Source organism: Streptomyces shenzhenensis, from assembly GCF_003688995.1.
In the GTDB taxonomy this organism is placed as follows: domain Bacteria; phylum Actinomycetota; class Actinomycetes; order Streptomycetales; family Streptomycetaceae; genus Streptomyces; species Streptomyces shenzhenensis_A.
Genome location: NZ_PENI01000003.1, coordinates 143,591 through 169,366, shown reverse-complemented (window position 1 = coordinate 169,366; position 25,776 = coordinate 143,591). Strand labels below are relative to the sequence as shown.

Genomic DNA, 25,776 nt, shown 5'->3' with positions numbered 1-25,776 from the left:
GTTCCCCGCTGGGCGCTTGACCGGTGAGGACCGGTGGAGGGAGCGGGGCGATGGTGCGGGCTGTGGCCGGCCGGTCGCACGGTCCGTGCCGCTCCGGGGTGCTTCAGGCGGGCCGTGCCATCGCCTTGACGAAGGCGCGTTCCACGTCGGCCGCGGACAGGACGCCGTAGATCTCGCCTGTCTTCTCCACGACCAGGTACTCGGTCGCGGGGGTGGCCCGCAGGACGTCGAGGAGGTCCTCGCCCGCCAGTTCGGCGGAGACGCGCATGCCGTCGGTGAGTTCCTGGGCGAGGCCGCTGACGGCGACCCAGGGGCGGCGGTGTTCGGGTACGCCGACGATGGCGGCCTCGCGGACCAGGGAGCGCGGTTTGCCGTCGGCGTCGACGATGACGAGGGCGCGGGCGCCGGCGGCGTTGGCGCGGCGCAGTGCCTCGGACAGCGGGGTGTCGGTCTCCACCGGGACCGCGCGCCGGGTCAGGGTGCGGGCCCGCAGTTCCGGGAGGTGCTCGCGCAGCCGTGCCATGCGCAGGCTGTTGCCCGCGCCGGTCCAGATGATCGCGGCGAGGATGGCGGCGAGCAGGGCGTCGGTGACGGTGTCCATGCCGCTGATGTCCTGGGCGTCGGAGCCGAGGGCGCCGGACTGGTTGAGCAGCGGGAGGCCGATCAGTACGGAGATGGCGAGGGCGCGGCCGACCCAGGCGGCGGCGACGGTGCCGCTCATGGGCCTGCCGGTGATCTTCCAGACGACGGCGCGGAGCATCCGGCCGCCGTCGAGGGGGAGGCCGGGCAGGAGGTTGAAGGCGGCGACGATGAGGTTGGAGATCATCAGGCCGGCCAGCAGGACGCCGGGCACGGTGCCGGGCTCGACGGGCTGCATGGCCAGGTAGAACAGGCCCGCGAGGACGAGGGAGAGCAGTGGTCCGACGAAGGCCAGGATGAACTCCCGTCCGGGGGTCTCGGCCTCCTTCTCGATCTCGGAGACGCCGCCGAAGAACTGGAGCTGGATGCGGCGGACCGGGAGTTTGAAGCGGACGGCGGCGACGGTGTGGGCGAGTTCGTGGACGAGGACGGAGGCGTAGAAGGCGACCGCGAAGAAGAGGGACACCAGGTAGCGGGCGGCGCCCAGCTCCGGCAGCACCCGGTCGAGCTGGCCGCCGAAGACCCAGGTGATCAGCGCGGCGACGAGGAACCAGCTGGGTGCCACGTACACGGGTACGCCGAAGGGTCGTCCCATGAGGAGCCCGCCGCCGGGTCCCTTGGGCCGCTCCGGCGGCTTCCCCTGGCCCTGGCCCTTGTCGTGTCCCTTGCCGAAGCCGGATTCGGCGTGCGCACGGGGCTCGGAGCCGCCGTCGGGCCGCCCGGCGCGGGCGTCGTCGTGCGCTTCGGGCGGGGTCGGCGAAGGCGGCGCGGCCGAGGCGTCCGGCGGGCCGTCTCCGGTCGTGGTGGAGGCGTTCTCAGGCTCGGTGTCGCGTTCGGAGCCGGGCTCGGCCGGGGTCTTGGAGGCGTCGGGCCGGGGCTCGGTGTTCTTGGTGGGCTCGGTGGCCGCGGCGCTGTCGTCGGTGCCGTCGCCGGTGCCGGTGCTCGGGGCCGTAGGACCTGCGGGGCGCTCGGCCGGCTCGTCGTTGCCGGACCGCGGCTGCCCGCTCCCGCCGCTCACGTCCACGGTGTCCCCTCGTTCGAAGCGTCTTCCGCGCCTGGCGGGCGGAAGGGTCTGTGGTCGATGGTATGCGGCCGTCGTCACACGTTCCGCCCCGGCACCCCCCGTGTTCCCCGCGGGGACGCCGGGTGCGCGGCGCGGCTGGGTCACTGTCAGTGGCGGCCCGTATGGTCTGTGGTCATGAACAGCAGCATCGAGGGTGCCACGGAGGCCCGTTCCGGCGATACCGGGGAGGAGGGCCCACCGGTCGCGAGGGCGGCGGAGGGGGTGGCGGACGGGGAATCGGTCCCGGCCGGTGCGGCCGACGCGTCGGATGCGGCTGGTACGGCCGACGCGGCTGGGGCGGCAGGTGCGGCGGGTACAGCCGACGTGGCGGGCGCGGCTGGTACAGCGAGCGCGGGGGCGGCCGGTGCCACGGGCGCGGCCGGTACGGCGGGCACAGCCGGTGTGGCAGGGAGGGCCGATCTGGCGGGTACGGCGGGCGCAGCCAGTACAACCGACACGGCCGGTGCCACGGGTGCGGCCCGTGCGGTGGGCGCGGCCGGTACCGCGGGCACAGCCGGTACGGCGGGGAGAGTCGCCGCGCCGCCTGTCTCGTTGTCGCCCTCGCGGGCCGGTGACTTCATGCAGTGCCCGTTGCTGTACCGGTTCCGGGTGATCGACCGGCTTCCGGAGAAGCCGAGCGAGGCGGCGACCCGGGGCACCCTGGTGCACGCGGTGCTCGAGCGGCTCTTCGACGCGCCCGCCGCCGAGCGGACCGCGCCCCGCGCCAAGTCGCTGATCCCCGGCCAGTGGGACCGGCTGCGGGAGACGAAGCCCGAGGTCGTGGAGTTGTTCGCGGACGACCCGCAGGGCGAGCGGCTCGCGCGCTGGCTCGGCGAGGCGGAGCAGCTGGTGGAGCGCTGGTTCACGCTGGAGGATCCGACCCGGCTGGAGCCCGCCGAGCGGGAGCTGTTCGTCGAGGCCGATCTGGAGTCGGGGCTGCGGCTGCGCGGGATCATCGACCGGGTCGATGTGGCGCCCTCGGGTGAGGTGCGGATCGTCGACTACAAGACGGGCAAGGCGCCGAAACCGCAGTACGCGGAGGGCGCGCTGTTCCAGATGAAGTTCTACGCCCTGGTCGTGTGGCGGCTGAAGCAGGTGGTCCCGCGCCGGCTCCAGCTCGTCTACCTGGGCAGCGGCGATGTGCTGACGTACGACCCCGTGCTCGCGGACCTCGAACGGGTCGAGCGCAAGCTGCTGGCCCTGTGGGAGGCGATCCGGCAGGCCACCGAGACGGGTGACTGGCGGCCGCGTCCGACCCGGCTGTGCGGCTGGTGCGACCACCAGGCGCACTGCCCGGAGTTCGGCGGCACTCCGCCGCCCTATCCGCTGCCGGTGAGGGGGGCCGAGTCCCCGGACGTCCCGCAGGGCAGAATGGGGCCGGACTAGCGAAGGAGACTTATGGCCATCCGCGTCCTACTGGTCGATGACCAGCCGCTGCTGCGCACCGGATTCCGGATGATCCTGGAGGCGGAGCAGGACATCGCGGTCGTGGGCGAGGCCGGCGACGGCCTCCAGGCCCTCGACCAGGTCCGTGCCCTGCAGCCGGATGTGGTGCTGATGGACATCCGCATGCCGCGGATGGACGGGGTGGAGGCGACCCGGCAGATCTCCGGCCCGGGGCGCGACGGCCCGGCGAAGGTGCTGGTGCTGACCACGTTCGACCTCGACGAGTACGTGGTGGAGGCGCTGCGGGCAGGGGCCAGCGGCTTCCTGCTGAAGGACGCGCCCGCCAACGAACTCGTCCAGGCGATCCGGGTGGTGGCCGCCGGTGAGGCCATGCTGGCACCGAGCATCACGCGTCGGCTGCTGGACAAGTACGCGACGCATCTGCCGTCCGGCGAGGAGCCGGTGCCGGACACACTGCACACGCTCACCGAGCGTGAGGTGGAGGTGCTGAAGCTGGTGGCGCGCGGGCTGTCGAACGCCGAGATCGCGGCGGACCTGTTCGTCAGCGAGACCACGGTGAAGACGCACGTCGGGCATGTGCTGACCAAGCTGGGCCTGCGGGACCGGGTGCAGGCGGCGGTGTACGCGTACGAGAGCGGGTTGGTGCGCCCCGGCGCGCAGTGACGGCCGGCAGCCGCACGAGAGCCCCGAGGGCGCCCTCTTCCGGAGAAGGGGCGCCCTCGGGGCTCTGCTGGTTCTGGGGCCGTGCGGGTCCGGACCACGGGGTGTGGCCCGGACCAGGGGGTGGGTGTCAGCCTCCGACGCCTCGGCCGAGCTCCCACAGCTGGAGCGAGGAGGACGAGTTGATGGCGTACGCGGCACCGGTGATGTCGTCCCGGGCGGCGACGTACTGCTTGCCCTGCCACAGCGGCAGGAGGGGGACGTCGTCGGCGACGATGTCCTGGATGCGCGTGAGGGTCTTGGCGGCGCCGAGCCGGTCGGCCTCGCGGCGGGACTCCGGGATCAGGGTGTTGATGATCTCGGGGTTGGCGTACGGAGAGGCGAGGAAGTTGTCCTTGTCGAGGAACGGCGCCAGGTAGCTGTCGGGGTCGGGGAAGTCGGGGAACCAACCCATGCCGTAGACGTCGTACTTGCCCTTGCGCTCGTCGGTCTGGTAGATGGACCAGGGCCAGCCCTTGATGCTGACGTCGAACAGACCGCTGTCGTTGAGCTGCTTCTGCAGGACCTCGAACTCCTGCTTGGTGGCAGCGCCGTAGTGGTCGGTCGTGTAGTGCAGGGTCAGCTTCACGGGGGCGTTGACGCCGACCTTGTCGAGCAGCGACTTGGCCTGGTTGACGTCGGGCTCGCCGAACTTGTTGAAGAACGAGTTGGAGTGCCCGGTGATGCCGGCCGGGACCAGCGAGTAGAGCGGCTCGGCCTGGGAGCCGTACACCTTGGAGACGAGTTCGGCGCGGTTGACGACCTCGGCCATCGCCTGGCGGACGGCCTTGTCCTTCACGGTGACCGCGTCGGTGTTGAAGCCGAGGTAGCGGATCTCGAGACCGGCCATCTCGACGAGGCTGACGTGCTCGTCGGTACCGGCGTCCAGCTTGCGGATCTGCGCCGGCGTCATGGCGCGGGTCATGACGTCGATGTCGCCCTTTTCGAGGGAGGCGCCCATCGAGTCCGCGTCGCCGAAGGAGCGCAGCTCGACCTTGGTGTTGTTCACCTTCAGACTCCCCTTGTAGTGGGGGTTCTTGGTGAAGGTGGCCGAGACGACCTCGTTGTCCTTGACGTCGGCCTTCATCGAGTAGGGGCCGGAGCCGTCCACTTCGAAGCCGTCGCGCAGCTTGTCCTTCGCGTAGTCGTTGGGGTTGACGATGCCCGCGACCGGGGTGGACAGCTTGTACGGGAAGGTGGCGTCCGCGGTCTTGAGGTGGAAGATCACCTCACGGTCGCCCTGGGTCTCGATGGTGTCGATGGTGGAGAGCAGGGCGAACACGCCGCTGTCCGCCTTGATGCGCAGCGCCCGTTCCATCGAGTACTTGACGTCCTCGGCGGTGACGTCGTCGCCGTTGGCGAACTTCAGCCCGTCGCGCAGCTTGCAGGCGTAGCGCTCGTTGCCGCTGTCGGTGAAGGTGCAGCTCTCGGCGGCCTCGGGCACCGGGTCACCGTCGCCCTTGGGCTGGGTCATCAGGGTCTGGACGGTCTGGCGCAGTACGTTCCAGGAGCCGACGTCGTACGCGTAGGCGGGGTCGAGGGGGGCCGGGGCGTCCTTGGTGGCGGTGAACCGGTCCGTGGTGCCGACGACGATCGCTCCGCCGCCGTCACTCCCGCTGTCGGATCCGCCGCAGGCGGCAAGCACCGGCGCGAGCAGGCCCGCCACGGCCGGCAGCACCATAGTCTTGCGGTTCATGCTCGAATTTCTCCAGGGCTGTTCGAGTCCGTGTACCCGACATGCAGGGGTGTTGCGGCGGATCACGGGGGTAAGGGCGATGTTCTCGCGACGAGATTAGTCGGCACTCGCACGACGGTTCACGGTCACGGGAGTTGAGTTCCCATCACGCAGTGAAACCGGGCGTGGACGCACCGAAAACCCGACAGCAGCAGGATTAGTGCAGCGTCCCATCAATCGGGACACATGGTCGCGCCGCGACCGCCCGGTCGGGGGCTCATGGCACAGGTCCCGGCGGATGTCGACCCCCGGGCGAGTGGCGAACCTCACATCGTCAACTCGGCTGGTCGTGAGCGGGATTCAGCCAGTCGGCCGACTTTGGATTCAGTGCGCCGTACGGGGGTGGACTCCTGCCCAATGGGCTTGGCACGCTGGGTGAACGGCTAGCGCATATCCGTCATCAGGCCGCGCAGAAATGCCAGGTCGACCTCTTCGAGGGAGCCGACGACGGTGCGCCGGTCGGCCGGGGCGATGGGGGCGACGGACGGCACGGCGACCACCCGGCAGCCGGCGGCCTCGGCCGCGGCGACACCGGTCGCGGTGTCCTCGACGACGGCGCACCTGGCCGGGTCCACGCCGAGGCCGGAGGCGGCGAACAGATACGGGTCGGGATGGGGCTTGGTGCGGGACACCTCGTCGCCCGCGACGGACAGGCCGAAGTGCTGGGGGCCGAGGGAGACCATGACGCGGTCGATGATGCGGCGGTGGGAGGCGGAGACCAGGGCCGTGGGGATCTCCTGCTCGTAGAGTTCGGCGAGCAGCCGGGTGGCGCCCGGCATCAGGGGCAGGGCGTGTCCGATGCGGTCCTCGAATCCCTCGTTGAGCAGCACCGACAGGTCGGCGAGGGTGATGTCGGCGCCGGTCGCCTCGATCAGGAAACCGGCGCTGCGGGTCATCGGGCCGCCGACCACGACATGGCGCCAGGAGTCGTCGAGGGTGTGGCCGAGGCCGGCGAAGACCTCGACCTCGACCTCCCACCAGAAGCCTTCGGTGTCCACCAGAGTGCCGTCCATGTCCAGGAGGACGGCCTGCAGGGCCGAGCCTTCCGCCGAACGGGTTCCGAGCGCGGGGACCGTAGCGGTCATCCTGGCGCACCTCCTTGAGGGACGATCAGGCCGGTTCCCTTGCGGGGAACCGGCCTGCGGTGGACCGACCAGTGTACGTCGCCACCACCCGAACCGCCTCACATGACTCCCCGCTCCCGCGGATACCACAGGTAACACCCGCCCCACCCTGACCTGCGAAAACCCACCAGACAGGGCAGCCGGCCGCGGACGCGGTGGGCTTGGCTCGGGCACGGTAGGCCGCCGCGGGCGGGGGGGCCGACGCGGGCGCGGCGGGCCGGGCATGAGCGTGGCAGCCCGACGCGGACACGGCAGGCCGGACACGAGCACGGCGGGCCCGACGCGGACATGGTGAACCCGGCACGAGCACAGTGAGCCCAGCACGAGCACAGCAGCCCGACGCGGGCGCGGTGAGCCCGGCGCGAGCACGGCGGGCCCGGCGTGGGTGGGCCGGGGGTGCGGGCGCGGTGGGCGGGCGAAGCCCCGGAAGGCGCCCCTTGGCTGTCACTCCGCCCCGCACGTGGGCGCCGCCGACGCCGCCCAGGAGCAGCGCCACCGCCGTCAGGCCGACTAGCGGGCGCCCTCCAGCCCACCTTGCGGCAGGACCAGGCACCCGGGGACCCACGGGAAGTCTGCCGGGGCGTGGTCACACCCCGTACTCGGGCCCGACGCGAGCACGGCAGGCCGACCCGGACACGGCAGGCCGGGCACCGGCACGGTGGGACCGGCGTGGGTGGGCCGGGGGTGCGGGCGGAGCCCCGGAAGGGGTCCCTTGGGCTGTCAATCCGCCCCGCGCGGGCGCCGCCGACGCCGTCCAGGAGCAGCGCCACCGCCATGAGGCCCACTAGCGGGCACCCTCCAGCCCACCTCACGGCAGGACCAGGCTCCGGGGCGGCGTCACACCCCGAACCGGGCCCGACGCGAGCACGGCAGGCCGGGTACCGGCGCGGTGGGACCGGCGTGGGTGGGCCGGGGGTGCGGGCGCAGTGGGCGAGCGAAGCCCCGGAAGGGGTCCCTCGGGCTGCCACTCCGCCCGCGCGCGGGCGCCGCCGACGCCGTCCAGGAGCAGTGCCACCGCCATGAGACCGACGAGCGGGCACCCTCCAGCCCGCCTCACGGCCGGACTGGGCCCCCGGTGGCCCATGGGGTACCCGGGCCCAGAGGGTCACCATGGGCCCGGCACGGGCACCCCGGACCGGGCGCCAGCGCGGGCCCCTCGGGGTGTCACTCCGCCCCGCGTCTGGGCGCCGTCGACGGCGCCCAGGGGCGGTGCCACCGCCGTGAGGCCGACGCGCGGGCGCCCTCCAGCCGGGGTGTGGTCACCCCGGTAGCCGGGGCCGGGGAGTCACCTGGCGTTGAAGTACTTCGCTTCGGGGTGGTGGATGACGATGGCGTCCGTGGACTGTTCCGGGTGGAGCTGGAACTCCTCCGAGAGGTGCACCCCGATGCGTTCCGGGCGGAGGAGTTCGGCGATCTTGGCCCGGTCCGCCAGGTCGGGGCAGGCGCCGTAGCCGAGCGAGAAGCGGGCGCCTCGGTACTTCAGGGCGAACATGTCCTCCATGACCGCCGGGTCCTCACCGGCGAAGCCCAGCTCGGAGCGGACCCTGGCGTGCCAGTACTCGGCCAGCGCCTCCGCCAATTGCACGGACAGACCGTGCAGTTCGAGGTAATCCCGGTAGGAGTCGGACGCGAAGAGCCGCGCCGTCTCCTCGCCGATCCGCGAGCCGACCGTGACGACCTGGAGGCCGACCACATCGGTCTCCCCCGACTCCTCCGGACGGAAGAAGTCGGCCAGGCACAGCCGGCGGCCACGGCGCTGGCGCGGGAAGCTGAACCGGGTCCGCTCATTGCCCCGGTCGTCCAGGATGATCAGGTCGTCGTCCTTGGACACACAGGGGAAGTAGCCGTGGACGACGGCGGCTTCGAGGAGGTTCTCCGTCTGGAGCCGGTCCAGCAGCCCCCGCAGCCGCGGCCGGCCCTCGGTCTCGACGAGTTCCTCATAGGTCGGTCCGTCGCCGGTGCGGGCCTGCTTCAGCCCCCACTGCCCCTTGAACAGCGCGCCCTCGTCCAGCCAGCTCGCGTACTCCTTGAGCTGGATGCCCTTGACGACACGGGTGTCCCAGAACGGCGGCGTGGGCACCGGGTTGTCGGTGGCGACGTCCGAGCGGACGTGGCCCTCCTCCGGCCGCTCCTCGACCTCGACGGCCGCCGCGGCGCGCACCCGGCGCTGCTTCAGCTCCGGCAGCTTCGCCCCGGGCAGGCCCCGCTTGACCCCGATGAGCGCGTCCATCAGGCGCAGGCCCTCGAACGCGTCGCGGGCATAGCGGACCTCGCCCTCGTACAGCTCGTGCAGATCCTGCTCGACATACGCCCGGGTCAGGGCCGCGCCGCCGAGGATCACCGGGTAGCTCGCCGCGAGGCCCCGCTGGTTCAGCTCCTCCAGGTTCTCCTTCATGATCACCGTGGACTTGACCAGCAGCCCGGACATGCCGATGACGTCCGCCCGGTGCTCCTCGGCCGCCTCCAGGATCGCGGAGACCGGCTGCTTGATGCCGAGGTTGACGACGTTGTAGCCGTTGTTGGACAGGATGATGTCGACGAGGTTCTTGCCGATGTCGTGCACGTCGCCGCGCACGGTGGCGAGCACGATGGTGCCCTTGCCCTCCGCGTCCGACTTCTCCATGTGCGGTTCGAGATGGGCCACCGCCGTCTTCATCACCTCGGCGGACTGCAGGACGAACGGCAGCTGCATCTGGCCCGAGCCGAACAGCTCGCCGACCACCTTCATGCCGTCCAGGAGGGTCTCGTTGACGATGTCGAGGGCCGTGCGGGTCCGCAGGGCCTCGTCGAGGTCGGCCTCCAGGCCGTTGCGCTCGCCGTCGATGATGCGCCGCTTCAGCCGCTCCTCCAGCGGCAGGGCGGCCAGTTCCTCGGCCTTGCCCGCCTTCAGCGACTTCGCCGTGGCGCCCTCGAACAGCGCCATCAGCTTCTGCAGCGGGTCGTAGCCGTCCGCGCGGCGGTCGTGGATGAGGTCGAGGGCGGTGCGTACCTGCTCCTCGTCGAAGCGGGCGATCGGCAGGATCTTGGAGGCGTGCACGATGGCCGAGTCCAGGCCGGCCTTCACACACTCGTCGAGGAAGACCGAGTTGAGCAGGATGCGGGCGGCCGGATTGAGCCCGAAGGAGATGTTCGAAAGGCCCAGCGTGGTCTGCACGGCGGGGTGGCGGCGCTTGAGCTCGCGGATCGCCTCGATCGTGGCGATGCCGTCCTTGCGGGACTCCTCCTGGCCGGTGCAGATGGTGAAGGTCAGGGTGTCGATGAGGATGTCGTCCTCGCGGATGCCCCAGTTCCCGGTCAGGTCGTCGATCAGCCGTTCGGCGATCTCGACCTTCTTCTCCGGTGTGCGGGCCTGGCCCTGCTCGTCGATGGTCAGCGCGATGAGCGCGGCGCCGTGCTCCCGGGCCAGCTGCGTGACCTTCGCGAACCGGGACTCCGGGCCGTCGCCGTCCTCGTAGTTCACGGAGTTGATGACCGCCCGGCCGCCCAGCTTCTCCAGGCCGGCCCGGATGACGTCCACCTCGGTGGAGTCGAGCACGACCGGCAGGGTGGAGGCGGTGGCGAAGCGGCCGGCGAGTTCCTCCATGTCGGCGACGCCGTCGCGGCCGACGTAGTCCACGCACAGGTCGAGCATGTGCGCGCCCTCGCGGATCTGCTCGCGCGCCGTCTCCACGCAGTCGTCCCAGCGGCCCTCCAGCATGGCCTCGCGGAACTTCTTCGAGCCGTTGGCGTTCGTCCGCTCCCCGATCGCCAGGTAGGAGGTGTCCTGGCGGAACGGCACCGACTGGTACAGCGAGGCGGCGCCCGGCTCGGGCTGCGGGCTGCGCTCGGGCGGGGTGCGGCCCTGGACCCGCTCGACGACCTGGCGCAGATGCTCGGGGGTGGTGCCGCAGCAGCCGCCGACGAGGGACAGACCGTAGTCCCGTACGAAGTTCTCCTGGGCGTCGGCCAGGCCCTCCGGGCCGAGCGGGAAGTGCGCGCCGTCCTTCGTCAGGACGGGCAGTCCGGCGTTCGGCATGCACAGCAGCGGGATACGGGAGTGCCGGGTGAGGTAGCGCAGGTGCTCGCTCATCTCGGCGGGGCCGGTCGAGCAGTTCAGGCCGATCATGTCGATGCCGAGCGGCTCCAGCGCGGTCAGCGCGGCGCCGATCTCGGAGCCCAGCAGCATGGTGCCGGTGGTCTCGAAGGCCATGGAGCACAGCAGGGGCACCTCGATGCCGGTGGCCTCCATCGCGCGCCGGGCGCCGAGGACGGAGGCCTTCGTCTGCAGCAGGTCCTGCGTGGTCTCGACGATCAGCGCGTCCGCGCCGCCGGCCAGCAGGCCCTCGGCGTTGGCCTGGAAGCCGTCGCGGATCGTCGGGTAGGGCACATGGCCGAGGGTGGGCAGCTTGGTGCCGGGGCCGATGGAGCCCAGCACCCAGCGCCGCCGGTCGTCGCCCGCGGTGAACTCGTCGGCCACCTCGCGGGCGATACGGGCACCGGCCTCCGACAGCTCGTACACGCGGTCGGCGATGTCGTACTCGGCCATCGCCGCGTGGTTGGCCCCGAAGGTGTTGGTCTCGACGCAGTCCACGCCCACGGCGAAGTAGGCCTCGTGGACCGAGCGGACGATGTCGGGGCGGGTCAGGTTGAGGATCTCGTTGCAGCCCTCGAGGTTCTCGAAATCGTCGAGCGTGGGCTCCTGGTCCTGGAGCATGGTGCCCATCGCTCCGTCGGCGACCACCACTCGGGTGGCGAGCGCCTCGCGGAGCGCGGACACACGGGTCCTGCTGTCGGCTGAAGGGGTCGGTGGCGACGAGGCCATGTAAGGGCTCCCTGGAGTGCGACGGCTGTCGGCTATGCGGTCGTCCGGACGGTCCCGGAGCAGGCGCACGGCGCCAGGGTAACCGGGAGTGGGCTTGGATGGGCAGGGCGTCCACGAGACGGACGGGTGTGACCGAGGGGTCACACCGGGGTCACGTCGGGCGGAACAGATGGCGACCGACCATTGGCGGGAGGTCGACATGGACCGGTAGTGTTCGACATTGCCGAACAGCGGCGGGGGCGCCGCTGAGCTCGCACGTCGAAGGGACGGAGGCAGTGCGGCGATGACACGGAACATCCAGTCGCTCGAACGGGCGGCCGCGATGATGCGGCTGCTCGCGGGCGGCGAGCGACGGCTAGGCCTGTCGGACATCGCCTCCTCGCTGGGCCTCGCGAAGGGCACCGCCCACGGCATCCTGCGCACCCTCCAGCAGGAGGGGTTCGTGGAGCAGGAGGAGGCGTCGGGGCGGTACCAGCTGGGCGCCGAGCTGCTGCGTCTGGGCACCACCTACCTCGATGTGCACGAGCTGCGGGCGCGGGCCCTGGTGTGGACGGACGACCTGGCACGCTCCAGCGGCGAGAGCGCCTATCTGGGCGTCCTGCACCAGCACGGCGTGCTGATCGTGCACCACGTCTTCCGGCCGGACGACAGCCGGCAGGTCCTGGAGATCGGGGCCATGCAGCCGCTGCACTCCACGGCCATGGGCAAGGTGCTGTCGGCCTACGACCCGGTGGCGCACAGCGAGGTGCTGGAGACGGGGCGCAAGGCGTTCACCGACCGCACCGTGTGCGACCCGGAGGGCTTCGAGGAGATCCTCGACATCACGCGCGCGCGTGGGTACGCGGCCGACGTGGAGGAGACCTGGGACGGCGTGGCCTCGGTGGCCGCGCCCATCCACGACCGGCGGCGCATGCCGGTGGGCGCGGTCGGCGTCACCGGCGCGGTGGAGCGGCTGTGCCGGGACGGCGAGCTGCGCCCCGATCTGATCGCGGCCGTGCGTGACTGCGCCCGCGCGGTGTCGCGCGATCTGGGCGCCGGGCGGTTCTGAGCCTCACGCCGCGCCGCCTCGCGGCCTCCCCTTCCGTTCACCCTTCCTCCCTCCTCACTCCCCTCCTTCCCCCCTCCCCTCGGCCGAGCCCGGTTCGCCTGACGGCGTTCCGGGCCGCGCGCGTATGGGGCCCCGCCACGGCCCCTTTTCGCGCCCGGAACCGATAGCCCAAGGCGATCAATAACGATCAGAGTTTCGATAACCAAACCCTTGACTCATGCGTAACACGGAGCAAGACTCCCGTCCATCGGTCGGCATTGTCGAACACTTACCGGCAATACGCGCTAGAGTGTGACAACGCCATGGGCCGTCATCGCTCTCACCCCGAGGGCACCAGAACCCACGGAGGGACCCGGGGTTCGGCTTTCCTGGACGAAGGACAAAGGAGTCGCGGGTGTCCAGCTCCGACATCTTCATCGGCGAGACCATCGGTACCGCCGTACTCATCCTGCTCGGTGGCGGCGTCTGCGCCGCCGTCACACTGAAGGCTTCCAAGGCCCGTAACGCCGGCTGGCTCGCCATCGCCTTCGGGTGGGGCTTCGCCGTGCTCACAGGCGCCTACATCTCGGCGCCCCTGTCCGGCGCCCACCTCAACCCGGCCGTCACGCTCGCGCTCGCGATCAAGGACGACGACTACAGCAACCTGGCCACCTACTGGGGCGGCCAGCTGCTCGGCGCCATGATCGGCGCCGTGCTGGTCTGGGCTGCCTACTACGGCCAGTTCCACGCGCATCTCACCGACCGGGAGATCGTCGGCGGTCCGGGCGCCCAGGCCACCAAGTCCGCGGGCGTCAAGGCCGTCGAGGCCGAGGAGCCCGCCGCCGGTCCGGTCCTGGGCATCTTCTCCACCGGTCCGGAGATCCGGCAGGCGGCACAGAACCTCGCCACGGAGATCATCGGCACGCTGGTGCTGGTCCTCGCCATCCTCACGCAGGGCCTGAACGACAAGGGCAACGGCCTCGGTACCCTGGGCGCCCTGATCACCGCGCTGGTGGTCGTCTCCATCGGTCTGTCCCTCGGCGGCCCGACCGGTTACGCCATCAACCCGGCCCGTGACCTCGGGCCGCGCATCGTGCACGCGCTGCTGCCCCTGCCCAACAAGGGCGGCTCCGACTGGAGCTACGCCTGGATCCCGGTCGCCGGTCCGCTGATCGGCGGCGCCATCGCTGCGGGCGTCTACAACGTCGCTTTTGCTTAGGAGCACCGCGCCTCCCCGACAGCCCGAGCCGCACAGCACGCGCCGCCCACGCGCCCCACATCACGGAACCTCCAGGAGCACACAGTGACCGACGCCCACACCGCAGGACCCTTCATCGCGGCGATCGACCAGGGCACGACCTCCAGCCGCTGCATCGTCTTCGACCGGGACGGCCGTATCGTCTCCGTCGACCAGAAGGAGCACGAGCAGATCTTCCCGAAGCCGGGCTGGGTCGAGCACGACGCGAACGAGATCTGGACCAACGTCCAGAAGGTCGTCGCCGGCGCCATCGCGAAGGCCGGCATCACCCGTGCCGACATCAAGGCCATCGGCATCACCAACCAGCGCGAGACCACCGTGCTGTGGGACAAGAACACCGGCCGGCCCGTCCACAACGCCATCGTCTGGCAGGACACCCGCACCGACGCCCTGTGCAAGGAGCTGGGGCGCAACGTCGGCCAGGACCGCTTCCGCCGCGAGACCGGCCTCCCGCTGGCCTCCTACTTCGCCGGTCCCAAGGCCCGCTGGCTGCTCGACAACGTCGAGGGGCTGCGGGAGCGCGCCGAGGCCGGCGACATCCTGTTCGGCACCATGGACTCCTGGGTCATCTGGAACCTGACCGGTGGTGTGAGCGGCGGCCGCCACGTCACCGACGTCACCAACGCCTCCCGCACCCTGCTGATGAACCTGCACACGATGCAGTGGGACCCGAAGATCGCCGAGTCCATCGGAGTGCCGCTGGCGATTCTGCCGGAGATCCGCTCCTCCGCCGAGGTCTACGGCGAGGTCACCGGCGGCAAGCTCGGCGACCTGCTCGGCGGCATCCCGGTCGCCTCCGCGCTCGGCGACCAGCAGGCGGCCCTGTTCGGCCAGACCTGTTTCTCCGAGGGCGAGACGAAGTCGACCTACGGCACCGGCACCTTCATGGTGATGAACACCGGCGACAAGATCATCAACTCCTACGCCGGGCTGCTCACCACGGTCGGCTACAAGATCGGCGACAAGCCGACGGTCTACGCCCTGGAGGGCTCGATCGCCGTCACCGGTTCGCTGGTGCAGTGGATGCGCGACCAGATGGGCCTGATCTCCACCGCCGCCGAGATCGAGACACTCGCGCTGTCCGTCGAGGACAACGGCGGCGCCTACTTCGTGCCGGCGTTCTCCGGTCTGTTCGCCCCGCACTGGCGCTCCGACGCCCGTGGTGTGATCGCCGGCCTGACCCGGTACGTCACCAAGGCGCACCTCGCCCGCGCCGTCCTGGAGGCCACCGCCTGGCAGACGCGGGAGATCGCGGACGCCATGACCAAGGACTCCGGCGTGGAGCTGTCCACCCTGAAGGTCGACGGCGGCATGACCGCCAACAACCTGCTCATGCAGAACCTCGCCGATGTGCTGGACGCCCCGGTGGTGCGCCCGATGGTCGCCGAGACGACCTGCCTGGGCGCCGCCTACGCCGCCGGTCTCGCCGTCGGTTTCTGGACCAACACCGACGATCTGCGCGCCAACTGGCGCCGGGCCGCCGAGTGGACCCCCCGCATGGACGCGGAGACCCGCGACCGTGAATACAAGAACTGGCTCAAGGCCGTCGAGCGGACCATGGGCTGGATCGAGCACGAGGAGTAAGCACCCGACATGACCAGTCAGCCCACCCTGCAGTCCGTGCCTGCTCTGGGGACGCGCCCGGCGCACGGCGTCCATCCGAGCCGCGCCGAGACCCGGGAACAGCTCGCCAGGGCGTCGTACGACCTTCTTGTGATCGGCGGCGGCATCCTGGGTATCTCCACCGCCTGGCACGCCGCGCAGTCCGGTCTCAGGGTGGCTCTGGTCGACGCCGGCGACTTCGCCGGCGCCACCTCGTCCGCCTCCTCCAAGCTGCTCCACGGCGGTCTGCGGTATCTGCAGACCGGCGCGGTGAAGCTGGTCGCGGAGAACCACTTCGAACGCCGCGCGGTCTCCCGCCAGGTGGCCCCCCATCTGGCGAACCCGCTCACCTTCTACCTCCCGGTGTACAAGGGCGGCCCGCACAGCGCGGCGAAGCTCGGGGCGGGTGTCTTCGCGTACTCGGCACTGTCCGCGTTCGGGGACGGCGTGGGCCATCTGCTCTCCCCGGCGAAGGCCGCGCAGGACGTGCCCGAGCTGCGCACCGAGAACCTGAAGGCCGTGGCCGTGTACGGCGACGACCAGATGAACGACGCGCGCATGGCGCTGATGACGGTCCGCGCGGCCGTCGAGGCGGGCGCCGTCGTCCTCAACCACGCCGAGGTGACCGGGCTGCGCTTCGCCCGGGGCCGGGTCACCGGCGCCGAGCTGACGGACCGGCTGTCCGGTGACGAGTTCGGTGTGAACGCCCGGCTGGTGCTCAACGCGACCGGCCCGTGGGTCGACCGGCTGCGCGCGCTGGAGGACCCGCAGGCCGCGCCGTCGATCCGCCTGTCGAAGGGCGCGCACCTGGTGCTCAGGCGCACCGCCCCGTGGAAGGCCGCGCTCGCCACCCCGATCGACAAGTACCGCATCACCTTCGCCCTCCCCTGGGAGGACATGCTGCTGCTCGGCACGACCGACGAGGAGTACGAGGGCGACCCTGCGGATGTCGCGGTCACCGACAAGGACATCGCCCAGATACTCGACGAGGCCGCGTTCTCGGTCCGCGACCAGCAGCTCGACCGTGATCTGATCACCTACACCTTCGCCGGGCTGCGGGTGCTGCCGGGCGGTCCCGGCGACACCTCGAAGGCCAAGCGGGAGACGGTCGTGACCGAGGGCAGGGGCGGCATGCTGTCCGTCGCAGGCGGCAAGTGGACCACCTTCCGGCACATCGGCCGTACGGTCATGAAGAAGCTGGAGTCGCTGCCCGGTCATCCGCTGGGCGAGGACTTCGAGCCGATCTCCACACTGCCGAAGAGGCTGCCGCTGCCCGGCGTGGCCAATCCCCGTGCGGTGGCCCACCGCCTCCTCGTGGACGGGCCGGCGCCCGGCCCGCGGATGGCCGCCGACACCGCGCGGCATCTGGCCACCCACTACGGTTCGCTGGCCTTCGACATCGCCCGGCTGGCCAACGACGACCCGGCGCTGGCCGAGCGGGTCCACCCGGACGCGCCCGAGATCTGGGCCCAGGTCGTGTGGGCCCGGGACCACGAGTGGGCCGAGACGGCGGACGACGTGCTGCGCCGCCGGACGACGCTGACGATCCGTGGCCTCGACACCGACGAGGTGCGGGCCGGGGTCCGTGACGTGCTCGCCGGGAAGCGGGCGTGAGCAGATCCGGGAGGCCCGAGTGAGCGGGTCTCCCAGCCGTGTGCGGGGCGGTCCCGGTCCGGTGGGGCCGCCCTGTTCCGGTGACCCATAAAGTGGCCGATACATCCGATGTCTGAGCGCACTGGGAGGCCCGTCATGGCAGTCACCGATGAGGCGATCGAGAAGATCAAGGGCATGATCGTCTCCGGTGCGCTGCGTCCCGGCGACCGGCTGCCCAAGGAGAGCGAGCTCGCCTCGGGGCTGGGGCTGTCCCGCAATTCGCTGCGGGAGGCGGTGCGCGCGCTGTCGCTGATCCGGATACTGGACGTGCGCCAGGGCGACGGTACGTATGTGACCAGCCTCGCTCCCCAACTGCTGCTGGAGGCGATGAGTTTCGTCGTGGACTTCCATCGCGACGACACGGTGCTGGAGTTCCTCGCGGTGCGGCGGATCCTGGAGCCGGCCGCGACGGCGATGGCCGCCCCGCGGATCAGCGAGCAGCAATTGGACGCGTTGTCCGCCCAGTTGGACGCGCTGGGCGTGGCGCCCTCGGTGGAGGAACTGGTCGCCTGCGACCTGGAGTTCCACCGTGGCATCGTGCGGGGTTCCGGGAACTCGGTGTTGTGTTCCCTGCTCGACGGTCTGTCCGGGCCGACCACCCGGGCCCGGATCTGGCGCGGGCTGACCCAGGAGGACGCGGTCGCCCGTACCCTGCGCGAGCACCGGGCGATTCTGGCGGCGCTGCGTGACCGGGATGCGGAGGCGGCGCGGTCCTGGGCGACCGTGCACATCGCCAGCGTGGAGCAGTGGCTCCGGTCCACTCTGTGAGTTCGGCGGGGTGCCGGTGCGTTGGGGCTGGTCGCGCAGTTCCCCGCGCCCCTAGGTTTCTCCACTCGCCCGGGCCACAAGGCATAGCCGGGGCCGATGCCGGCCACGCGCAGTTCCCCGCGCCCCTGGGGTTCTCCGCTCGCCCGGGCTCGCGAGGTGACAATGCTGAGTTGGTGATCTCGGGGTGTTTCGTGGGGGTGGATGGGGCAGTGATCCGTTCACTCGCGCGTGCAAGGGGGCTGCGGGTGGCCCCGGCGGACGCCGTAAGGTTGGGACGTACGCGAGGGCACGTCGGAAGGAGGCGCTGGGTGATCGAGCTGGAGGGAGTTCCCGAGCTGATCAACCCAGTCATGGTGGCCGCGTTCGAGGGCTGGAACGATGCCGGGGACGCCGCCTCCACCGCGGTCGCTCATCTTGAGCGGGAGTGGAAGGGAGACGTGTTCGCGGCGCTGGACGCCGAGGACTACTACGACTTCCAGGTGAACCGCCCCACGGTGTTCATGGACGGCGGCGTACGCAAGATCACCTGGCCGACGACCAGGTTGTCGGTGGTCCGGGTCGGCGGTGACAAGCCCCGGGACCTGGTGCTGATCCGCGGCATCGAGCCGTCCATGCGCTGGCGTTCGTTCTGCAACGAGCTGCTGGGCTTCGCGCACGAGCTGGGCGTGGAGCTGGTGGTCATCCTGGGGGCCCTGCTCGGCGACACCCCGCACACGCGTCCGGTCCCGGTCAGCGGGGTCACGTCCGACCCGGATCTGGCCGACCGCATGGACCTGGAGGAGACCAAGTACGAGGGCCCCACGGGCATCGTCGGCGTGCTGCAGGAGGCGTGCACGCACGCGGGCGTCCCGGCGGTCAGCCTGTGGGCGGCGGTGCCGCACTATGTGTCGCAGCCGCCCAACCCGAAGGCGACGCTGGCCCTGCTGAACCGTCTTGAGGACCTGCTCGACCTGCGTATTCCGCTGGGCGAACTGCCGGAGGACGCGCGCGCCTGGCAGGTGGGCGTGGACCAGCTGGCGGCCGAGGACAGCGAGGTCGCCGAGTATGTGCAGACGCTGGAGGAGGCGCGGGACACCGCCGAGCTGCCGGAGGCGTCGGGCGAGGCGATCGCCCGTGAGTTCGAACGCTATCTGCGGCGCCGGGACGTCAGCCCGCCCGGCGGGCACGCCACGGCGGACGGCGGGGACGGCCCTTCCCCGTCCCCGTTCCGGCGGGACGGTCCGGGCGGCCGGGCCCGGCCGCCGAAGCCGCCGAGGCCCGGCGGTTCCGGCCCGTCGGACAACGACGACGAGGACACCTCGGAGGACTGAGCGGGGGCGGTGCGCACGGCGCGTACCGCCCCCGCCGCGTCACGCGTCGACGGCGGTCACGGAGTACGCGGTGTCGGGGGTCGGCGGCGTGGTGAACCGCGCGTTGGGCAGGTAGAGCCGGCCCCGGTGGGCGGCCAGCGTGGTCGGCACGTCGAAGTCCGGTGCGGTGATGCGCCGCTGGAAGACGCCGCTGCGGCCGTCCGGGGCGAGCCGGAGCACATCGATCGCGTTCTGCCGGTTCTGTACGACGTACAGGGTGCGGCCGGTGACCAGCAGGCCGTCGCCGTTGGTGAGCGGTGCCGCGTCCCCGAGGCCGACGGTCTCGGTGATCCCGGTACGCGGGTCCACCCGGTGCAGCAGACCGACGCCGCTCTGCACGACGAGCAGCGCGGAGCCGTCCGGGGTGCGGGCGATGCCGTTGGCGTTCAGGGCGCCGTCGGGGCTCTGGTGCCAGTCGCCGCCGAGCGGCAGCCGTACGACGCCGTCCGGTTCGGGCAGTGCGCCGTCGCGGCCCAGCGGCAGGGCGTACAGGACCGGCTGGTAGGAGTCCGTGAACCAGGCGGCGCGCGGGGTGAGCACCACGTCGTTGGCGAAGGTGGGGGTCGTGGTGGCGAGCGGGTACGAGGCCAGGGTGGCGCCGCTGCGGGCGTCCACCACGCGGGCGCCGGACTGCCGTCCCGCGATGAACAGCCGTCCGTGGGTGTCGAGTTTGAGGCCGACGGCGGGGGTGCCTGGGCCGGTGGAGATGATCCGGCCCCGGCCCGTGCGCAGGTCCGCGCGGTAGACGGAGCCGTCGGCGAGGGAGCCGAGGTAGGCGTGGGGGCCGGCGCCGATGGTGATGCCCTCCGGCTGCCAGCCGTTCGGCAGCCGGAGGGTGGTGGGCCAGGAGGCGGCTTCGGCGGGTGCCGCGAGCGCTGCCGCGGCGGCGGTCGCCGCGGCGGCGGTGAACAGCCGACGCCGGGTCAGGGCTGGTGCGAAGGAGCCGTGTGTGGGTGCCACGGGGTGACCTTCCGCGAGGGGACCGGCAGTTGGCCGGTCCGACGGTCAACTGACGCGTCCCACCCCATCACAGGAGCCGCGGCCTGCACAGCCCGCACCGGTGCTCGTCAGCCGGTCCACGGCTTCCGGCGCCGCCCGCTGCCTCTTGCGCACCGGGCCGCGGCCGGCGCGCTCGCCGGGCCGCGGCCCGTGTGGTCACAGCGCGACGCCCAGCAGGGCGTCGACGGCGCGCGAGACGATGCCCGGGGCGCCCGTGTCCGTGCCGCCGTGCTCCTGCTGCCCGGCGGCCCACCGGTCGACGGCGGCCAGCGCGGCCGGGGCGTCGAGGTCGTGCGCGAGGGCGTCGCGGATCTCCTCGACGAGCGCCTCGGCGGGCGGCCCGTCGGGCCGGGAGACCGCGGCGCGCCAGCGGTCGAGCCGGGCCACCGCGTCCGTCAGCACCTGGTCGGTCCACTCCCAGTCGGACCGGTAGTGGTGGGCGAGCAGGGCGAGCCGGATCGCGGCGGGGTCGACGCCGTCACGGCGCAGCCGGGAGACGAAGACGAGGTTGCCCTTGGACTTCGACATCTTCTCGCCGTCCAGGGCGACCATGCCGGCGTGGACGTACGCCTTGGCCATGGGGAACTCGCCGGTGAGTACCTGGGCGTGCGAGGCGCCCATCTCGTGGTGCGGGAAGGCGAGGTCGGAGCCGCCGCCCTGGACGTCGAAGCCCATGCCGAGGTGGTCCAGGGCGATGGCGACGCACTCGATGTGCCAGCCGGGGCGTCCGGGGCCCAGCGAGCCGCCGTCCCAGCTGGGCTCGCCCTCGCGGGCGGCCATCCACAGCATCGGGTCGACCGGGTTCTTCTTGCCCGGGCGGTCCGGGTCGCCGCCGCGCTCGGCGGACAGCAGCCGCATGGTGGCGGCGTCGAGGTGGGAGACGCTGCCGAAGTGCGGGTCGGACTCCACGGAGAAGTAGACGTCGCCGTCGAGTTCGTAGGCCGCGCCCTGGTCCCGCAGCCGCTCGACGAGCGGCACGATGCCCGGTATGGCCTCGACGGCGCCGATGTAGTGCTCGGGGGGCAGCATCCGCAGGGCGGTCATGTCCTCGCGGAACAGGGTGGTCTCCTGCTCGGCGAGGGCGACCCAGTCGACGCCGTCGCGCTGGGCGCGTTCCAGCAGCGGGTCGTCGACGTCGGTGACGTTCTGGACGTAGTGGACCTGGCGCTTGGTGTCGAGCCACACGCGTTGGACGAGGTCGAACGCGTTGTAGGTCGCCGCGTGACCCATGTGGGTCGCGTCGTACGGGGTGATGCCGCAGACGTAGATACGGGCGACGGGACCGGGGACGAGAGTGACCAGGCCGCCGGTCGCGGTGTCGTGGATCCTCAGGTCGCGGCCCTGACCGGGCAGGGCGGGGACTTCGGAAGCGGGCCAGGCATGCATGTACATGAGACTAACCGGCGGCGAGTTCGGCATACGAGCCGGACCAGCCCGGATGGCCGGAAAGGCGATCTTGCGTTGGGGCCGCCGCTGTGCTCCGCCGCCCGCTACACGGGCGGCCAGGGAATCGCCGGCCACTCCCCGCCCGGCTCCGGATGGGTCCCGGACGTGAGCAAGGTCTCCACACGCGCGCGCGTGGCTGCCAGCTCCGCCTCCGTGATCAGCCCGGCCAGCCGGCCGGCCAGTGCGCCGCCGTCGCCCAGGCCGTCGCGCAGGCCCTCGAGGACGTCGACCGCCTCGGGGGTGAGCGGTTCGCCCGCCCAGCCCCACAGCAGCGTCCGCAGCTTGTTCTCGGCGTTGAAGGTGACCCCGTGGTCGATGCCGTACAGCCGTCCGTCGGCGGTCGGCAGCAGATGGCCGCCCTTGCGGTCGGCGTTGTTGATCACGGCGTCGAGGACGGCGAGCCGGCGCAGCCGCTCGTCGTCGGCGTGCACGAGCAGTGCCGTGCGGCCCTCGCCGACCTCGGCGAGGCCGATGGCCTTCCAGCCCGGTTCCGGCTCCTCGGCGTCGACCAGGGCGAGCAGCTCGGCGTCGGGGGCCGCCTCGATCCACAGCTGGCACATGCCCTCGCCGTGGGGCCCGTCCCGCAGCACCGTGGGCGGTACCAGCCCCCAGCCGGTGGCCTCGGAGACCTCGTAGGCGGCGACCTCGCGCTCGGCGAGGGTGCCGTCGGGGAAGTCCCACAGGGGGCGTTCCCCGGCGGCCGGCTTGTAGACGCAGGAGGCTTCCTGACCGTCGTACGCGATCGTGCAGAACAGCGCGGCGTTGGACGCGTCGCGGATGCGGCCGCGCACCTTCAGCTCGCCCCTGGCGAGCAGTTCGGCGGGGGCGTCGGCGGGCGTCACGCTCCGCGGCGGTATCCGTTCTGGCGCGGACATACGTGTCCTTCCGGATCGAGCGGCAGGCTGCACAGCGGGCACGGCGGCCTTCCGGCGTTGACGACGTCGAGGGCGCGCTTGGCGAAGGCTCTGGCCTGCGCGCCGCTCAGCCGGACCCGCAGCATCGGGGGCCCGTTCTCCTCGTCCTGGAGCAGCCGTTCCTCGGCCTCCGCGAGGTCCTCGTCGGAGTCGGCGTCCAGCTCGACCAGCGCCTGGGCCTCGACGATCATGCGCTGTTCCTCGCCGTCCCAGGCCAGGGCCATGGTGCCGACGCGGAACTCCTCCTCGATGGGGGTGTCGAGCGGGGCGCTGTCCGAGATCTCGTTCGGGGCCACCGCGGGCACCGGCGCGCTGCCGCCGCTGCGCCGCACCACCTCGTCGAGCAGTTCGTCCATGCGCTCCGCGAGTGCGGCGACCTGGGTCTTCTCCAGGGCCACGCTGGTCACCCGGGGGCCGGCGGAAGCCTGGAGGAAGAACGTACGGCGCCCGGGCAGCCCGACCGTACCGGCCACGAAGCGGTCCGGGGGGTCGTAGAGGAACACCTGACGGGACACGTCCTGTCTCCTGGAATCGAGAATGCGTGAAGGTCCATGCGTGAACGCGATGATGTCAACCGCTTCACCCTACTGCGGCCGACGATCACGGTGCGCCCGCACCGCCACCGACGGGAGCGTCTTCCCCTGGGGGTTCCTCGTGGGGCACAAGGGAGGCGAAATCCCCGGTGTCACCGAGGCGAACGAGAAACGGCCGCAGGCGCGTGTACCGGATCGCCGTGACCGAGCAGGGCTCGACGGAGATCCGCTGGAACAGGTCGAGGTGCAGGCCGAGCGCGTCCGCGACGAGGGACTTGATGACGTCGCCGTGCGAGCACATCAGGTACACGGCGTTCGCGCCGTGGTCGCGTTCCACGCGCGCGTTCCACTCGCGCACGGCTTCCGCGGCGCGGGTCTGCATGGCGCGCATGGACTCGCCGCCGGGGAACGCGGCGGCCGACGGATGGGCCTGTACGACCTGCATGAGCGGTTCGTCGCTGAGTTCGGCGAGCTTGCGTCCGGTCCAGTCGCCGTAGTGGCACTCCCCGATCCGTTCGTCGGTGTGGGGGCTCAGCCCCGGCCGGGCGTCCAGGAGCGGCCGGATCGTCTCCTGGCAGCGTTGCAGGGGGCTCGTGACCACTTCGGCGAGGGGGAGCGCGGCGAGCCGTCCGGGCAGTGCGGCGGCCTGTGCGGCCCCGCGCTCGTCGAGGGCGACGCCCGGCGTCCAGCCGGCCAGCTCGCCCGCGGTGTTGGCGGTGGAACGTCCGTGCCTTACGAGGATCAGCGTGGGCATGCGGCCCAGGGTAAGCGCCCGCCCGCGGTACCCGGGGGTGCCGGTGCCGCGAAGTGCGGTCGTGCGGGTGTGACGGGACAATTCCCCCGTGATCGTCGACTGTGCCATCTACCGCGACGGGCACCGCACGGAGGGTCCGCGGGACTTCTCGGACGCCCTGGCCGAGGCCCGCGCGCGGGGTGACAGCTTCCTGTGGATCGGGCTGTACGAGCCCACGCAGCGGGAGTTCGACCTGGTCACCGAGGAGTTCGGGCTGCATCCGCTGGGCCGTGGAGGACGCGCTGAAGGCGCATCAGCGGCCGAAGCTGGAGGTGTACGACGACTCGCTGTTCGTGGTGCTGAAGCCGGTGACGTACGAGCCGGAGAACGGCATCGTCGCCTCCGGCGAGGTGATGCTCTTCCTCGGCGACTCCTTCGTGGTGACCGTGCGGCACGGCGAGGGCTCGCCGCTCGGCGCCGTCCGGCGCGAGCTGGAGCACCGGCACGACACGCTGCGGCACGGCCCGACCGGGGTGCTGTACGCGATCGCCGACGCGGTCGTCGACCACTACGTGGAGGTGGCCACGGAGCTGGGCGGTGACCTGGAGGCGCTGGAGGCGGAGGTGTTCTCGCCGGCCGGCGGCGGCTCGCGCACCGCGTCGCGGATCTACACGTTCAAGCGGCAGGTCATGGAGTTCCGCCGGGCCACCGGGCCGCTGGCGATGCCGATGTCCCGGCTCGCGGGGCTGGGCCCGTACGCCGGGTCGGTGCCGTTCGTGCGGAGGCAGGCGCGTCCGTTCTTCCGGGATGTCAACGATCACCTCACGCGCGTGAACGAGTCGGTGGAGGGCCTTGACCGGCTGGTGTCGGACATCCTGTCGGCGCATCTGGCGCAGATGAGCGTCCGGCAGAACGACGACATGCGGAAGATCTCCGCGTGGGCGGCGATGGCCGCGATCCCCACGTTGATCGCGGGGATCTACGGCATGAACTTCGACCACATGCCGGAGCTGCACTGGCTGTGGTCGTATCCGGCGGTGATCGGGGTGATGGGGGCTCTGGAGGTGGTGCTGTACCGGACGTTCAAGCGGCGCGGCTGGCTGTGACGCGCGTGGTCAGGCGAATTCGGGGGCGGTGGGCGCGGGGCCGCCCAGCGCGTTGCGGCGCTCGGGCATCCGCAGGGACACCAGGCGGTGCCAGCCCGCCGCCCGCTCGTACCCGTACACGGCGTGGATGCCGGCCGCGAGCAGCGCGGACCTGGTCCTGGACCAGCCGAGGATGCGGCCCATGTGGGCCATCACGGCGAGGCTGACGTCCCGGTAGATCCGGATCTCGGCCAGGGCGCACGCGCGCAAGGCGCGCTGGATCGCGGGGCCGTGGCCGGCCTGTGCGAGGCGCAGCAGTTCCTCGTGGCAGTAGGCGAGGTGGTTGTCCTCGTCGTTGGAGATCATCTTCACGGCGCGGCCGATGTCCGGGTGGTCGCCGAAGTAGGTGCGCAGCATCGTCATCTGCTCGGCGGCGCGCTGCTCGGTGACCCGGCTGTGGGCGAGGTAGACGACGAGGTCCTGGACCGTGAGCGGCGCCTCGGCCCGCAGCTTCTCGTGGGCGAGTCCTATGCCGTGGCGTTCCAGGAGCATGGTGTAGTCCGTCTCGGGCGGGACCGGGACGGGGCGCAGACCGCGCTTGTTCAGGAGCGCGTCGAAGATGCGCCCGTGCTTGTCCTCGTCGGCGCCGTGCCGGGTGATCTTGGGGGCGAGCGCGCGTTCGCTCTGCGGCACCAGTGCGGCGATCCGCCCGTTCTCCCAGCCGCCCTGTGCCTCCCCGCTGGCCGCGATGGAGCAGAAGAGCCGGAAGGACTCGTCGTTGTCGAGGATCTCCTGGAACAGACTCTTGGCCGAGAGCATCGTGGGCACCTTCCTGGATGCGCGGGTTCCGCGGGGCTCCGCCGGTTTCCGTGGGATTCCGCAAAGAACGAGTCAAATGCCGCGCAGAAGGTGCCGCAACAGGTATGTCGGACAACTCCGCC

General features: G+C 71.6%; 18 protein-coding genes and 1 pseudogene. 9 read left to right on the top strand and 10 right to left on the bottom strand.

Translation table 11 applies throughout. From position 1 onward, the window contains the following. Positions 1-103 precede the first annotated feature (103 nt). Positions 104-1,663: a site-2 protease family protein gene (locus CTZ28_RS06265; RefSeq protein WP_121888238.1), complete on the bottom strand. Its 1,560-nt coding sequence runs from the start codon at positions 1,661-1,663 to the stop codon at positions 104-106. 525 nt (positions 1,664-2,188) lie between these two features. On the opposite strand from CTZ28_RS06265, the gene CTZ28_RS06255 reads away from it, so the two are divergent. Beyond that, positions 2,189-3,088, top strand: coding sequence for a RecB family exonuclease (locus CTZ28_RS06255; RefSeq protein ID WP_259471502.1), 900 nt, complete (start codon positions 2,189-2,191; stop codon positions 3,086-3,088). 12 nt (positions 3,089-3,100) lie between these two features. Then, complete coding sequence (locus CTZ28_RS06250) at positions 3,101-3,772, top strand: response regulator (protein WP_121888237.1); 672 nt, start codon at positions 3,101-3,103, stop codon at positions 3,770-3,772. A 127-nt stretch (positions 3,773-3,899) separates the two neighbouring features. Here CTZ28_RS06250 and CTZ28_RS06245 read toward each other — a convergent pair whose 3' ends face one another. From CTZ28_RS06245 to metH, 3 genes are all read right to left on the bottom strand, one after another. Further along, positions 3,900-5,504 (bottom strand): ABC transporter substrate-binding protein, encoded by a 1,605-nt coding sequence (locus CTZ28_RS06245; RefSeq protein ID WP_121888236.1) that lies wholly within the window; start codon positions 5,502-5,504, stop codon positions 3,900-3,902. A 422-nt stretch (positions 5,505-5,926) separates the two neighbouring features. Next, complete coding sequence (locus CTZ28_RS06240) at positions 5,927-6,628, bottom strand: HAD family hydrolase (protein WP_121888235.1); 702 nt, start codon at positions 6,626-6,628, stop codon at positions 5,927-5,929. Positions 6,629-7,952: 1,324 nt separating this feature from the next. Next, a complete protein-coding gene (gene metH, locus CTZ28_RS06235; RefSeq protein WP_121888234.1) occupies positions 7,953-11,468 on the bottom strand; it encodes a methionine synthase in 3,516 nt (1,171 codons plus the stop codon). Between the two features lie 283 nt (positions 11,469-11,751). On the opposite strand from metH, the gene CTZ28_RS06230 reads away from it, so the two are divergent. The 6 genes from CTZ28_RS06230 (at position 11,752) to CTZ28_RS06205 (ending at position 19,086) form a co-directional block, all read left to right on the top strand. Beyond that, positions 11,752-12,516 carry an IclR family transcriptional regulator gene (locus CTZ28_RS06230; protein ID WP_121888233.1) on the top strand — a complete coding sequence of 255 codons (765 nt, stop codon included), beginning with the start codon at positions 11,752-11,754 and terminating at the stop codon, positions 12,514-12,516. A gap of 394 nt (positions 12,517-12,910) precedes the next feature. After that, a complete protein-coding gene (locus tag CTZ28_RS06225; RefSeq protein WP_121888232.1) occupies positions 12,911-13,714 on the top strand; it encodes an MIP/aquaporin family protein in 804 nt (267 codons plus the stop codon). A gap of 84 nt (positions 13,715-13,798) precedes the next feature. Continuing rightward, positions 13,799-15,337 (top strand): glycerol kinase GlpK, encoded by a 1,539-nt coding sequence (gene glpK / locus CTZ28_RS06220; RefSeq protein ID WP_121888231.1) that lies wholly within the window; start codon positions 13,799-13,801, stop codon positions 15,335-15,337. Between the two features lie 9 nt (positions 15,338-15,346). Continuing rightward, on the top strand, positions 15,347-16,969 hold the full coding sequence (locus CTZ28_RS06215; protein WP_121888230.1) for a glycerol-3-phosphate dehydrogenase/oxidase: 1,623 nt from the start codon (positions 15,347-15,349) through the stop codon (positions 16,967-16,969). 135 nt (positions 16,970-17,104) lie between these two features. Further along, positions 17,105-17,776 (top strand): FadR/GntR family transcriptional regulator, encoded by a 672-nt coding sequence (locus CTZ28_RS06210; RefSeq protein WP_121888229.1) that lies wholly within the window; start codon positions 17,105-17,107, stop codon positions 17,774-17,776. Between the two features lie 308 nt (positions 17,777-18,084). Then, positions 18,085-19,086, top strand: coding sequence for a PAC2 family protein (locus CTZ28_RS06205; protein ID WP_121888228.1), 1,002 nt, complete (start codon positions 18,085-18,087; stop codon positions 19,084-19,086). Positions 19,087-19,125: 39 nt separating this feature from the next. Here CTZ28_RS06205 and CTZ28_RS06200 read toward each other — a convergent pair whose 3' ends face one another. The 5 genes from CTZ28_RS06200 to CTZ28_RS06180 form a co-directional block, all read right to left on the bottom strand. Beyond that, positions 19,126-20,085 (bottom strand): SMP-30/gluconolactonase/LRE family protein, encoded by a 960-nt coding sequence (locus CTZ28_RS06200; protein WP_121888227.1) that lies wholly within the window; start codon positions 20,083-20,085, stop codon positions 19,126-19,128. Between the two features lie 195 nt (positions 20,086-20,280). Further along, entirely contained in the window at positions 20,281-21,510 is a 1,230-nt protein-coding gene (gene mshC, locus CTZ28_RS06195; RefSeq protein ID WP_121888494.1) for a cysteine--1-D-myo-inosityl 2-amino-2-deoxy-alpha-D-glucopyranoside ligase, read from the bottom strand. Between the two features lie 104 nt (positions 21,511-21,614). Continuing rightward, positions 21,615-22,445: an SCO1664 family protein gene (locus CTZ28_RS06190; RefSeq protein WP_121888226.1), complete on the bottom strand. Its 831-nt coding sequence runs from the start codon at positions 22,443-22,445 to the stop codon at positions 21,615-21,617. Continuing rightward, positions 22,409-22,999, bottom strand: coding sequence for a DUF3090 domain-containing protein (locus tag CTZ28_RS06185; RefSeq protein WP_121888225.1), 591 nt, complete (start codon positions 22,997-22,999; stop codon positions 22,409-22,411). The genes CTZ28_RS06190 and CTZ28_RS06185 overlap by 37 nt, the downstream gene beginning before the upstream one ends. Before the next feature lie 85 nt (positions 23,000-23,084). After that, positions 23,085-23,771 (bottom strand): histidine phosphatase family protein, encoded by a 687-nt coding sequence (locus CTZ28_RS06180; protein ID WP_121888224.1) that lies wholly within the window; start codon positions 23,769-23,771, stop codon positions 23,085-23,087. An 88-nt stretch (positions 23,772-23,859) separates the two neighbouring features. On the opposite strand from CTZ28_RS06180, the pseudogene corA reads away from it, so the two are divergent. Beyond that, positions 23,860-24,856: pseudogene (corA, locus tag CTZ28_RS06175) on the top strand (magnesium/cobalt transporter CorA). A 9-nt stretch (positions 24,857-24,865) separates the two neighbouring features. Here corA and CTZ28_RS06170 read toward each other — a convergent pair. Further along, positions 24,866-25,654 (bottom strand): ferritin-like domain-containing protein, encoded by a 789-nt coding sequence (locus CTZ28_RS06170; RefSeq protein WP_121888223.1) that lies wholly within the window; start codon positions 25,652-25,654, stop codon positions 24,866-24,868. Between the last annotated feature and the right edge of the window lie 122 nt (positions 25,655-25,776).